Consider the following 13,288-nt stretch of genomic DNA (forward strand, 5'->3'; position numbering starts at 1 on the left):
TAGGAAACCGAGAGTCGGGGCCGCTGGGGCGGTTCCCGGCGCTCGCGCCGGCACCGCTCGGTCGGGTCACCCTTACCGAGCGACGGGGGCTATTCGTGCCGGTTCGACTCGTTATCCAGCGCGGGGGCAAAGGAGGCCATTGGTGTTCCAGGCAAAGAAGTGGAACTGGAAGCGGGTGGCGGCCAACCTGCTGCTGGTGCCGGTGCTGACCGGGGGGACGGTCGCCATCGTTCACGCCCAGTTCGGTAAGGACAAGGCCGCATCGTCCGCGATGCCGAGTACGGCGTCGGGTCCGTCCCGGTCCGCGAGCGGGCTCGGGGGCGGGGCCGCGACCAGCGACCCGAAGCAGCTCTTGAAGGACGGCCGCAAGGCGCTCGACGAGGGCCGGTTCGCCGACGCCCGCGATCTCGCGATGGCGGCCGAGGCCAACAACCCGGGCGGCAAGTGGGGGCTGTTCGACGACACGCCCAACGCGCTCCGCAAGGACATCGAGTCCGCCCAGGCCAAGGCGCAGAAGATCCAGTCCGAACAGTTGATGAAGCAGGCGAAGGCGGTGGCCGTGAAGCCGGCCGCCAACGACGCCGAGCGCGCCTACAATCTGGACTCCGCGCTCCAGATGGCCCGCAAAGCGGACCAACTGCACGGACCGTACTCGACTTGGGACATGGGCGAACGGCCCGAAAAGTTGATTAAGGAGCTCCAGGCGGCCCGGGCCAAGCTGAAGAGCGCCCCCGCGGCGCCGACCGGGACCGCCACCGCCGGCGCGCAAACGAACAAGCCGTTCGCGAGCACGCTCCCGCCGGCCGGTACCGACGCCCGGAAGCAGAGCGCGATGCGACTCGTGTCCGAGGGCCGGGCGCTCGCCGAGCAGGGCAACTTCGTCGCGGCGAAGGCCAAGTACGCCGAGGCCGACAAGCTCGGGGCCACCTTCAACGCGGGCGAGTTCAGCCCGGGCTTCGCGCTCCAGGACCTGAACACGCGCGGCACCGTCGCCATCGACAAGATGGTCCGCGACGCGCAAGCGCTCACCGCGCAACAGGACTTCGCGAAGGCGAACACGACCCTCGCCAACGCGATGCAAGTCGCGGCCACGCTCGGGCTGTTCCCGAAGCCGGTGGTCGAGGCCAAGCAAGCCCTGTGGACCGCCTCGGCCGGTAAGTTCGGCAGCGCGCCCCCGAGCGGGATCGTCGCGGCCGGCGGACCCGAGTACCTCGTCCCGGCGGGACCGATCGGGGGCACTGCGCCCGCCGTTCCGCCCGGCACGCAGACCGTCTACAGCCCCGCCAAGCCGGGCACGACCGGGACCGTGACCGGCCGGGCGCTGCTCGACCAGGCCGCGATCGAGTTCAAGCAGGGCCAGTTCGATACAGCCGAGAAGCTCGCGCTCCAGGCGCACAACCTGGGCGGCGTGCAGGACGAGGCCCGGCGCCTGCTGAACAGCATCGACTCCGAAAAGTTGGCGCTGAAGCAGCGGACCGCCGTCGCCACGGTGGAGAACGCGAAGGCGTCCTACAAGAACAAGGACTACCAGCAGACCTTCGACGTGCTCGTGCTCGTCGACGGGAACCTGCTCACGGGCGACCTGCGGGCCGCGCGCAGTCAGATGCTGACCGCGTGCAAGGCCGAACTCGATAAGACCGGCACCGGCATCGCGACCGCGGGCGGCATCCAACCGCCGGACATGGGGCTGCCGACGGGTGCGCCGGCGGGCACCCCGCAGACCACCGACCCGACGGCGAGTGCCCCCGGCACGAACCCGCCGGGCACGGCCCGCGTGACCACGGACGGCCCGGTTTCGCAGGCCGACGCGCTCAAGAAGGTCCAGTTCCAGAAGCTCCGGAGCGAGGGGCTGAAGGTCCAGACGGACGCCCAGGCCGCGTTCGGGCGCGGCGAGACCGATCTCGCCATGACCATGCTCGTGGACTACTCGAACAAGGTCCGCGCCGCGGGCCTGGACGCCTCGAGCGTCGCGATGCTGCTCCGCCCGGTGGACGGCCGGCTGGACACCTTCCGCCTGATGAAGGGCCAGATCGACGCCACCGCCCGGCTGACCAAGGAGAAGCGCGAGGCGAAGGATCTCGTCGTCGGGCGCGGGATCGCCGAGGAGGAGCGCAAGAAGGAAGTCGCGGTCCTCGTGCGGCGGTACAACGAGCTGCTCAAGAAGAACGACTACGCGATGGCCGAACGGGTCGCGCTGCAGGCCAAGCAGCTCGACCCGGACGACCCCGCCGTGGGCGCGCTCTACGAGTCCGCCAAACTGCACCGGCGCGTCAAGGAAGCCGAGCAAGCGAAGTCCGACCGCGAGAAATTCTTCCTCGCGGGCATGAACGACGCGGAACGGATGGGGCCGCTCGTCACCAGTGACGACCCCCTCGCGGTGCAACTGCGGGCGTCCCAGCGGGCGAGCCTCCGCGGGTCCGGTAACGACCTCCACATCAGGACCCGCACGCCGGCCACTTACGAGATCGAACTGCGGCTCGACAAGCCCGTGTCGGTCGAGTTCCGGTCGACCCCGCTCGACCAGGCGATCAAGAACCTGCAGACGCTCACCGGCGCTCCGATCTGGCTCGACGTCACGTCGCTCCAGGCCGAGCACATCAGCGAAGTTCAACTGACGAACTTCGACGTGGGCACCCCGATCGCGGCCCGGAACGTGCTCGCGTGTATCCTCGAGCCGGCCGGTCTGAGCTACGTGATCGAGAGCGACGTGGTGAAGATCACCACCATGAAAAAGGCGAAGGGCCGGCAGTACACGAAGGTGTTCTCGGTCGCCGACCTCGTCACCCCGGTGCCGAACTTCGCGCTGCCCGACTACGCGAACTTCGACAAGATGCTCAAGAGCACGCCGCTCAGCAGCGGGCAGTTGATGATCCAGGGCGTGTCCCCGGGCGTCGGCGGCGCGACCCCGTTCAGCCCGGCCGGTGGGCTCGGCGGCGGGCAAGCGGCCAGCCTCGCGACCGGTGCCCAGGCCACGTCACCGGGCATCCAGGGCGCGACCCCGTTCGGTGCGGGCGGCAGCCTGCAGACCAACCCGCTTGGCGCGTCGTCCAACGTGGTGAACGGCAGCAACACGAAGCACGAGCAACTCATCAAGCTGATTACCAGCATGGTGCGCCCGTACTCGTGGGACGGTCAGGGGGGCAACGGTAAGGTCGAGTTCTTCGACATCGGTAGCGCCCTGGTGGTGAACCAGACGGCCGACGTGATCTCGGAAGTGTCGGACCTGCTGGAGGCCCTGCGCCGGCTGCAGGACCTCGCGATCGCGGTCGAGGTCCGCATCGTGTCTCTGTCCGAATCGTTCTTCGAGCGGATGGGCGTGGACTTCTCGGTGAACATCAAGACGAACACCACGAAGTTCGAGCCGTCGCTGACGAGCGGGACGTTCCGCCCGACGCCGTACATCAACGACATCAACGCCACCGGGACGACGGTCGGGCTGACGCCGGCCGGGACGTTCACCCCGGACCTGGACGTGCCGGTCCGGGCGACGAGCTTCCAGCGGGGCATCCCGGGCTTCGGGAACTACCCGAACTCCCCGGGCAACAACGGCGGCGTCTCGCTGGGCCTCGCGTTCCTGAACGACATCCAGGTGTACACGTTCATGGAAATGGCCCAGGGCGACCAGCGGGCCAACATCATGCAGGCCCCGAAGCTGACGCTGTTCAACGGCCAGACGGCGACCCTGACGGTGAGCAACACCCAGTTCTTCGTCACGGGCGTCCAGGTGCTGTCGGTGAACGGGCAGATCGTGTTCGTTCCGCAGAACCAGGCCCTGCCCGGCCCCGGGGACTTCAACCAGGGCGGCTCGACCAGCATCAGCATCCAGGCCGTCGTGTCGGCCGACCGCCGGTTCGTGCGGTTGAACCTGCCGGTGAACCTCGCGGCCCAGTCCGGGGCGTCGGTGCCCCTGTTCCCGGTCACGACGTTCATCACCCCGGTGTTCGAGGGCGGGAGCCAGGGCCAGCCGATCCCGTTCACGCAGTTCCTCCAGCAGCCGGCGTTCACCAACCTGAACATCCAGACGACCGTGGTGTGCCCGGACGGCGGCACGGTGCTCCTGGGCGGGTTGAAGACGCTGCGGGAGAGCCGCAACGAGTTCGGCCCCCCGTTCCTGAGCAAGATCCCGTACCTGAACCGGTTGTTCAAGAACGTGGGCGTGGGGCGCGACAGCACGCACATCATGATCATGGTGACGCCGCGCATCATCATCAACTCGGAAGAGGAGATCATCCAAACCGAGGGGCGGCAGCCCGGCCAGTAAGTGACGAGCCGGTGTGACAACCCAATGGCCCGCGAGCGCCGCTCGCGGGCCGCTTTCGTTTGCCGCGCCGCGAACGCCGTTCCCCGTGCGGCCGGCCCGCGGTACTGTATGGTGGTGTGGCGCCGGTCCGAGCGCCGTGCCGAGAGACAACAGACCCATTCGGAGTTCGCGACATGCCCGCGCCGAAGTTCCTCTCCGCCCTGCCCAAGCCGGTCCTGTTCGGGCTGTACGGGGCCATCGGCGGGTTACTCGGCGCGCTCCTGTTGGGCGAGCCCATCATGCTGGCCCTCGGCCCGAAACAAGCGACCGCCCCGACCCCGGCCGCACCGGAACCGCGACTCGCAGTCAGCGCGTCGGACAAGCTGCAAATCTACCAGGGCGGGACCAACAAGCTGCTCGTGCAGATCGCGCGCGACGCCTTCGACGACGACGTGACCGTTCGCGTCGAGGGGCTGCCCGCGGGCGTCACGGCGCACGAGGCCGTCATCCCCGCGGGCAAGACCGCGGGCGAGGTCGAACTGCGGGCCGCGTTCGCCACGCGCGCCGGACTCGGGGTGGACCACAAGAGTTTGAAGGTGATCGCTTCCGCGCGAGCGGGCGGCACCAAAGAGGTGACCGAGACGACTTCGTTCGCTCTCACACCGCTGGTCTCCGCGCCGCCGGAAGCGGACATCGTGTTCGTGCTCGACGTGACCGGCAGCATGCAGAAGCAGATCGACGGGTTGAAGGACGGCATCGGCACCTTCGCGAACGACCTCCGCGAAGCCAAGGTGGACGCGCGCTTCGGGTGCATCGCGTTCCGCGATTTGACAGAGGGCGAGCCGAGTCAGATCCTCAAGTTTAGGGGTTCGCAATTCACGGACGACGCATCGGCGTTTAGCAACGAGGTCGCGCGGCTGCGTGCGCGGGGCGGCGGGGACGACCCGGAGAGCAGCCTGGAGGCGATCATCGAGGCGGCCGGCTACGACTTCCGCAAGGGCGCGACGCGGAGCCTGATTCTGATCACCGACGCCCCGCCCCGGCGCGACGGGGTGAGCGTCCGCGCGGCCGCGGACGCCCTGACCACCAAGAAAATCGACCTGCTGCACCTCGTCATCAACAGCCCGGGGCGCGCGCAGTACCGCGAGGTGCAACTCGGCGCGATCGGCGTGCCCGCGGAGAAGGGCACCGACCGCGGCAAGGAGTTTAGCCTGGACCGCACCGCGAACGAGTCCGCGACGTTCACCAACGTGCTGCTCCCGGAAATGACGAAGGCCATCATCGCGGCAGCAGAGGCAAAGCCTGCAGCGCGCCCGGAACTGGCGAAACAGGACGTGGCGAAGCCCGAACTCAAGACGGTGAAAGCGGTTCAGTCGGACCAAACGTTCGACGCGAGTTCGTCGGGGCAACTCGTGCTCGCGGTCGGCGCGTGGACGGGAGCCATCGCGGGGCTGGTGTGTCTGTTCCTGTTGGGCGGTCAGCACCATTATTTGCGCGGCGGGCTGCCGTCCGTGGGCGGTGCGGTCGCGGGCCTCGCGGGAGGACTGGTTGTGGGGGTGGTCGGCGGGGCGGCCGGCCAGGGTCTGTTTCTACTCGCGCCCGGTAACGAAGCCCTTACGGTCGTCTTCCAACTGCTGAGCTGGGCACTTCTCGGCGGATTGGCAGGTGCGGGGTTGTCGATCTTCGTTCCCAACCTGAAGACCGGGTACGGTTTGATGGGCGGCGCCTTGGGGGGAGCGGTCGGGGCGATCGGGTACATCCTGGTGACCGCGGCCGCGGGTGCGCAACTCGGTCGACTCGCGGGCGGTCTGGCACTGGGGCTGTGCATCGGGCTGATGGTCGCGGTGGTGGAAGCCGCGTTCCGGCGCGCGTGGCTCGAAGTGCGGTACGGCCCGCGCGAAGTGATTACCGTGAACCTCGGCGCGGAACCGGTGAAAGTTGGCGGGGATGCTCGGGCCTGTACCGTCTGGGCGCGCGGTGCGGCCGACGTCGCGCTGCGGTACTTCATCCGTGACGGGAAAGTGATCTGCACCGACGTGCCGGCCCGCGAAGAGTTCGCGGTGAGCGCCGGTGACACCCGCGCTGCGGGCAACGTGATCGTAGTGGTACGGACCGGCAGCGGAGCCGAGGCCCCTCCTGCCGCAGCGCCGCGCCCCATTCCGCCCGTACCGAAAACGCAACCCGTTGCAAAGGCGCAGTCTAGCGACAACGACGTGCTCCCGCTCCCCGCGCTCCCGGCCCCGCCTTCGTTCGCCCAATCGACGAACCCGCATCCCGCTCCAGTGTCCGCCCCCAGCGCGCGACCATCCTCGCCGCCGGCTCCGGCTCCCGTGCGCAATCCCGATGCGTGCCCCACGTGCGGGCGCAAGACCCCGGGGCGCTCCGGTTCGCGCTACTGCGTCGTCTGTGACCAGACGTACTAGCGCGCCCCGGTCCGAACCGCGGAGGGCGTTGCACTGTCAGTTCCTGAAGTTCATTGCGCGGCGCGAGGGTCGGTTGTGGCGCACTCACCCCCATCGGCGAACGGGCTCCCGCGAGCGACGTGGGCGCACCTGCCCGAAGACCGGCTGCTCGCGCAGTGCGAAGTGGACACGTACCGCGCGAGCGGCCCCGGCGGGCAGAAGCGCAACAAAACCAGCTCCGCCGTTCGGTTGCGGCACCCGCCCACGGGGTTGATCGTCATCGCCGAAGAGAGCCGGTCGCAGCACGAGAACAAGGCGAAAGCACTGAAGCGCCTCTGGCACGCACTGTTTCTCGAACTCCGCGATTCCTTGCCAACGAATCTCACCCCCGAAATCGTCACTGTACTGCCCGATTACGCCAGCGCCCGTGACAGGACCGGCCGGCTGCACATGACCGCAAAAGACCCGCGCTTCTGGCCCGCGGCAGGGGTGATTTTGGACGTGCTGGCGGTTGTTGGGGCGCGCGTCGCGGACGCGGCCGGGCTGCTCGGCGTGTCCACCGGGAACCTGATCGACTTCCTCCAGATCGAGCCGAAGGTGTGGCAAGAAGCCAACCGCCTCCGCACCGTCGCCGGGCACAAAACACTTCGGTGATTCCTTACTTCCGCGTTCCGCCGTAAGTCGCCCGCGTGACCCGCGCTACGGGTACTTACGGCGGGCCGGAAATCGGAATCGGGTGCGCCGATCGGCCGGGGATCGTGTATCGTGTGTCAGACCGGGTACTCGCGCGACCCGCGCCCGATCCCGACACACCCGATTCTGGTGCGTGATGCCCCCGCAGGGCTTTTCCTGGGTCGAACGCCCGCGCCTCGCCGCGCTCGCGCGCCCGCAATCGGCGGAAGACCTCCGCTGGCTCCGGCGCAACGGCATCGACGTGCTCGTGACGCTCACCGAGAACCCGCTCCCGCGGAACTGGGTGAACGACGCGGGCGTAATGGCCGTGTCCGTACCCGTGCCGGACATGGAAGCGCCCACCGAGCGCCAGCTCGATCACGTCATCGCGACCATCCGCCGGGCGAACCAATCGGGCATGGGCGTGGCCGTTCACTGTGCCGCGGGGTTGGGGCGCACCGGGACGGTGCTCGCCGCGTACCTCGTCGCGTCGGGCCTGTCGGCGCGCGCGGCGCTCATCAAACTGCGCGACCTCCGGCCCGGGTCCGTGGAAACGCTCGACCAGGAGCGCGCCATCGAACAGTACGCCCGCAAGCTCGCGCTCCCGGAGGGCGAGCGGACCAACGATCTCACCGACCCAGAGTAAATCAGTTCGTGTGAAGAATCTTTCACACGCCCGTGATTGCATTGCACCGACCCCGGGCGCGTTGTACAACTCCCGCACGCGCTCCCATTTTCACCCCGGGTCGGCCCTCCATGCGCCCCATTTCCGCACTCGGCTCCCTCGCCGCGCTGTTCGCCGTGGCGATCGGCGCCGGGCTGTTCCTCGCCCCCCAACCCGCAGCGCCCGCGCCCCAACCCGCGCGCAAAGTCAAGCTCGCGGTCCTCGTCGTCTTCGACCAGATGCGCGGGGACTTCCTGGAGCGCTGGCACGCCCTGTTCGGGCCGAACGGGTTCGCGCGGCTCCAGCGCGACGGCGCGTGGTTCACGAACTGCCATTACCCCTACGGGACCACCACCACCGGCCCGGGCCACGCATCCATGCTCACCGGCGCGTGCCCGGACGCGCACGGTATCGTGAACAACACCTGGGCCGAGGGCGGGCAGGAGGTGTACTGTGCCGGCTCTCCGCGGTACAAACTGGTTCCCCCGGCCCCCGCGTTCCCCGCCGAACCAAGCCCCAAGGACACCAAGGACAAGCCCGCGGCCAAAGTCCCGATGATTGGCTCCCCGGAGCGCCTCCGGAGCGAAACGGTGGCCGACGTACTGAAGGAGGTTCACGGCGCGAAGTCGAAGGTGTTCGGCCTCTCGCTCAAGGACCGCTCCGCGATCCTGCCGACCGGGAAGCGCCCGGACGGCGCGTACTGGTTCTACGGCACGTTCGGAACCTCGACGTACTACACCGAGCGCGTTCACCCGTGGGTGGAGCAGTTCAACCGGTCGAAGTTCGCGGACCAGTGGTTCGGGCGGGACTGGACCCACTTCCGCCCGGACGTGGATTACACCCGGTGGAGCGGGCAGCCGGACGACGTGCGCGGCGAGGGCGCTGGGGTCGGGCAGCGGGGCGCGTTCCCGCACCCGACCACGGGCGGGAAACCGGCCCTCGGGAAGAACTACTACGAAGCGCTCGCCAACTCGCCGTTCGGTAACGATTTGCTCCTGGAATTCACGAAGACGTGTGTGACGGCCGAGCGCCTGGGCGCGGACGACGCGCCGGACCTGCTCGTCGTCAGCTTCTCGTCGAACGACCTGATCGGGCACACGTGGGGACCGGACTCGCACGAGGTGCTGGACGTAACACTCCGGTCGGACGCGCTAATGGCCGATCTGCTCGCCTTCCTCGACACGACCGTGGGGAAGAACGAGTACCTCCTCGGTGTCACCGCGGACCACGGCGTCTGCCCGTTACCAGAAATCACGTTCGGGCCGAACCCGCCCCGCGGCCGGGTGAACCTCCCGGACCTCCGGGCGCGCCTGGAAACGCATCTCACGGCAAAATTCCCGACGCCCAAGCCGGCGGACGGGAAGCCCGCGCGGTGGGTGGAAGAGTTTGTGTTCCCGTGGGTGTACCTGAACCCGCGCTTGGTCGCTGCGAGTGGCCAACCGCAAGCGGCAATCGCGGAGGAGGCGTCGAAGTACCTCCGGGAACTCAAAAACAGCAACGTGATGCGGACGTTCACTCGGGCAGAACTTGCGGGAACGTTCCCCGAATCAGACGTGATGGCGAACCGGGTGAAGCGCTCGTTCTACCCGGCACGCAGTGGGGACATATTCGTGGTGCTGGAGCCGTACTATCTGCCGGGCAGCAAGCCGGGCGAAACGGGTACGACACACGGCGCGCCGTTCAATTACGACACGCACGTACCGCTGTTGGTGTACGGCCCTGGGATTCGGGGGGGCGTGCGCACCGAACCGACGACCCCGCAGGCGCTCGCGCGCATCTTCTCGAAGTGGCTGAACGTTCGCGACCCGAAGAGTGCCGCGTTCCCGGTGCCGAAGACGCTCGAATAAACGCAGCAAACCCGAGTACGCCTGCAATACGCAAGGGCGCTCGGGTTATGGCACCTCTGACCGTCGTTAATTCCGTGCTCCGCGTTCTGAGTGGGGCATTTCGACCACGCCGAGCTGCATCGTGAACTCGTTGATGATCGCTTCGTGTGCGCCGAGGACGATCGCCCACAGCGCGCTGCGGTCGTCGAACGCGGTCGGCCCGCGTTCCGGCGAGTCTTCGCTCGCGGGTGCGGACGGCAGGTAATACTCCCGCGCGACCGGGTCCAGTTCGCGCCCCTCCGAGTGGGGGTTGGGTTGCAGCCCCGGCGGGGCGGCCACGGTCGTTCCGCACACCACTACCGCGCCGATCGACCCCAGCAGCATTCGCCGCAGCATTCGTTTTCGTCCGTTACTAGGGCAAACAACCGGATACGGGTCCGTCGCGTATTGGTTGTTCGGTTAGAAGGACGGCTCTATAGCTTTCTCCCCAGTTCCCGCAATGGGAAACTGAACATTATTAAAACAATCGAGTTACAGTTTTGGGAAGCTCTACCCGCTCGTTGACACGCGCGGTTCGCCAAGAGACTCAGGCGAACCGCGCGTGTCAACGAGCGGGTGGAGCAACTCCCCTGCCTATATTCACATTCAATTGCCTTGTGGTCGTCGCGCTCGTCCCCCCAGCTTGCCACAAACGATTCGCTTGACCCGCACGAGCCGCCAGCTTACGATTATCTTCATCCCGCCAGAATGCGCCTTACCACTGCGAGGGGCCAACGCCCCTCAACCCGCCAAACTAACTCACCTCGGAGAGCCTCGACCATGCGCCGGCTCGTGTTCGGGCTTATGGTTTTCGCCGCGTCGGTCGCGATGGTCGGTTCGGCAAGCGCTCAACAACCACCGCCCGGTCTGCCATCGCCCCGCCTTCAGAACGTGTTCCCGTGCGGCGTGAAGGCCGGCACCAGCGTCGAAGTGACCGTTACCGGCTTCGATGTGGAAGACCCCGAGAAATTACTCTTCGCGCACCCGGGTTTGAAGGGCGAATACATCAGCCCGCCCAAAGACCCGACCCCGGACCCCAAAGACCCGAAGAAGACCATCCCGGCGCCGAAGGTCAACCCGGCCGGGCCGCACAAGTTCAAAGTGACGGCCGCGGCGGACGTACCGCTCGGCGTGTTCGATGTGCGGTTCGTGGGGAAGTGGGGCGCGAGCAACCCGCGCGCGTTCGTCGTTGGTGACTTGCTCGAGGTGAACGAGAAGGAGCCGAATAACGATATCCCGGATGTGCAGAAGATCGAAATCGGGACCACGATCAACGGCGTGATTTCCAATCCCACAGACGTGGACTACGCCGCGTTCACGGGGAAGAAAGGCCAGCGCATCGTCGTTTCCTGCCAGGCCTCGTCGATCGACAGCAAAGCCGAGCCGATGATCGAGATCTTCGACGCGAGCGGCCGCAAGCTCACGACCAACCGCAACTACCGCGACAACGACGCGGTCGCGGACGTGGTGCTGCCGACCGACGGCGAATACTTCGTTCGGCTGTTCCAGTTCACTTACACCGCGGGCGGCCCGGACCACGTCTACCGACTGAGCGTGAGCGCGGCGCCGTGGATCGATGCCGTGTTCCCGCCGGTCGTCGAACCGGGCAAGCCCACGCCGGTCACGCTCTACGGGCGCAACCTGCCCGGTGGCCAGCTCGCGGAGGGTTACGCCGCGGACGGGCGCCCGCTCGAACAGCTCACGGTTACGATCACCCCGCCGACCGACGCGACCGCGAACACCAAGTTGGTCAGCCCCACCCACGTCGAACCGAGTCGCGCGCTCCAAGACGGCTTCGCGTACAGTCTGAAAGGACCGGGCGGTGCGTCCAACCCCGTCACGATCTACTTCGCACGCAACAAACTCGTCGTGAAGACGAAGGTAGCAGGTTCGCCGGAAACCGCCGAGGTGGTTCCCGCCGGCAGCGAAGTGGCCGGGTTCCTCGCGAAGAAAGGGGAAAAAGATTGGGTCGCGTTCACCGCGAAGAAGGGTGAGAAGATCACCATTGATCTCGCGGCCGAGCGGATCGGCGCGAGCGGCGATTTCTACTTCTCCGTGCGTGACGGCAAAGACCCGAAGCGAGACCTCAGCGGCGAGCAGGACGATGACAACGACACGCTCCACCCGTTCGGGTTCTACTCGCGCAGTAGCGATCCCGCGCCGTACCAGTTCACGGCCCCGGAAGACGGCAAGTACCTGATCGCGGTCGCGTGCCGCGAGTCGAGCTACCTGAACGGCCCGAAGGCCACGTACCGGCTCCGGCTCGGTCAACCGGTGCCGGACTTCCGCGCGGTGGTGATGCCCTACAGCCGCTTCTACCAAACGGGCTCGGCAGCGTGGCAAGGTAGTTCGCAAGCGTATTACGTGTTCGCGCAACGGCAGGACGGTTACACCGGGTCGATCGCGGTCAGCGTGGAGGGGTTGCCGGCCGGCGTGACGGCTCAACCACTCACCATCGGGCCGGCCGTGCGCTGGGGGCTGTTGGTTCTCGACGTCGCGCCCGGCGCCGCGCACGCGACCGCGGCCTTTACCGTGAAACTCACTGGCACAGACAGCACCGGCAAGGCTCTCATCCGGTCGGCACGGCCGGCATCGGTGACGTGGGGAGTGCCACAGCCGGATCAACAGATCCCGGTGGTATCGAGGCTGGATCAGTCGCTCGTGATCGCGGTTCGGCCCGAGAAAGCACTCTTCAGCATCAAGGCCGACCTCGCGAACGCGATCGTGAAGCCGGCGACGGGCAAAGAAGACAAGGTGAAAGGCCCCGTCATCGTGATGCGCCAGGGCGACAAGTCGACCGTTCCTGTGAAGGTCGAATGGTCGGTCCCGGAGAAGCCGAACGTCACGCTCGTTGCCGAACCGATGGCCCAGAATCAGCAGAGCGGACCCGTGTCCGTTCAGATCACGGCCCAACCGACCAAGGACAAGCCAGAGGTGATGGTGAACGTGGACGCGAAGTCCAACGCGGTTCCCGGCGCGTACACCGTCGTGCTCCGCGGGACCGCACAAGTGCCGTTCGCGAAAGACCCGATGGCGAAGGCGAAGCCGAACATCCCGGCGGAGGCGTTTAGCACGCCGATCCAGGTGTTGGTGATCCCCAGCGCGCTGGGCCGGTTCACCACGGGACCACTACCGAACAACACGCTCAAACTCGGCAGCAGCACGGATCTGCCGATCAAGGTGGAGCGAATGCACGACTTCGCGGGCGAATACCAGGTGACGTTCGTTCCGGCAAAGGACGCGACCGGTGTAACGGCCGCCGAGGTCGTCATCCCCGCGGGGAAGGACGAAGTGAAGCTCGTGCTGAAGACCGCGGCTGACGCCAAACCCGGCGCGCTGGCCGGTACCGTCGTGGTCACGGCCCTGTACGCGGGGAAGTACCCCGTGACCTACGAAAACAAGGTGAGCTTCAATCTGGCAAAGTGACTGGTTCCGCGACCATCGG

At 67.2% G+C, this 13,288-nt stretch carries 6 protein-coding genes and 1 pseudogene; 6 read left to right on the plus strand and 1 reads right to left on the minus strand.

Annotation, left to right across the window (positions count from 1 at the left end):
- Nucleotides 1-142 precede the first annotated feature (142 nt).
- The 5 genes and pseudogenes from J8F10_RS40395 to J8F10_RS25040 all read left to right on the plus strand — a co-directional run bounded on the left by J8F10_RS40395 (nucleotide 143) and on the right by J8F10_RS25040 (nucleotide 9,825).
- Entirely contained in the window at nucleotides 143-4,261 is a 4,119-nt protein-coding gene (locus tag J8F10_RS40395; RefSeq protein WP_210658586.1) for a type II secretion system protein GspD, read from the plus strand.
- A 173-nt stretch (nucleotides 4,262-4,434) separates the two neighbouring features.
- A complete protein-coding gene (locus J8F10_RS25025; RefSeq protein WP_210658588.1) occupies nucleotides 4,435-6,663 on the plus strand; it encodes a vWA domain-containing protein in 2,229 nt (742 codons plus the stop codon).
- 159 nt (nucleotides 6,664-6,822) lie between these two features.
- Nucleotides 6,823-6,993 (plus strand): annotated as a pseudogene (locus tag J8F10_RS40940) (peptide chain release factor family protein); the annotation flags it as partial.
- Nucleotides 6,994-7,471: 478 nt separating this feature from the next.
- Nucleotides 7,472-7,960 carry a phosphatase domain-containing protein gene (locus tag J8F10_RS25035; RefSeq protein ID WP_210662134.1) on the plus strand — a complete coding sequence of 163 codons (489 nt, stop codon included), beginning with the start codon at nucleotides 7,472-7,474 and terminating at the stop codon, nucleotides 7,958-7,960.
- A gap of 110 nt (nucleotides 7,961-8,070) precedes the next feature.
- On the plus strand, nucleotides 8,071-9,825 hold the full coding sequence (locus tag J8F10_RS25040; protein WP_210658592.1) for an alkaline phosphatase family protein: 1,755 nt from the start codon (nucleotides 8,071-8,073) through the stop codon (nucleotides 9,823-9,825).
- A 66-nt stretch (nucleotides 9,826-9,891) separates the two neighbouring features.
- Here the strand turns inward: J8F10_RS25040 and J8F10_RS25045 are convergent, their stop codons facing one another.
- Nucleotides 9,892-10,200: a hypothetical protein gene (locus tag J8F10_RS25045; protein ID WP_210658594.1), complete on the minus strand. Its 309-nt coding sequence runs from the start codon at nucleotides 10,198-10,200 to the stop codon at nucleotides 9,892-9,894.
- 423 nt (nucleotides 10,201-10,623) lie between these two features.
- Here J8F10_RS25045 and J8F10_RS25050 point away from each other — a divergent pair, with 423 nt between their 5' ends.
- Nucleotides 10,624-13,269: a PPC domain-containing protein gene (locus tag J8F10_RS25050; protein ID WP_210658595.1), complete on the plus strand. Its 2,646-nt coding sequence runs from the start codon at nucleotides 10,624-10,626 to the stop codon at nucleotides 13,267-13,269.
- Nucleotides 13,270-13,288: the final 19 nt, after the last annotated feature.

Origin of the sequence: Gemmata palustris, from assembly GCF_017939745.1 — a bacterium.
Classification (GTDB): Bacteria; Planctomycetota; Planctomycetia; order Gemmatales; family Gemmataceae; genus Gemmata; species Gemmata palustris.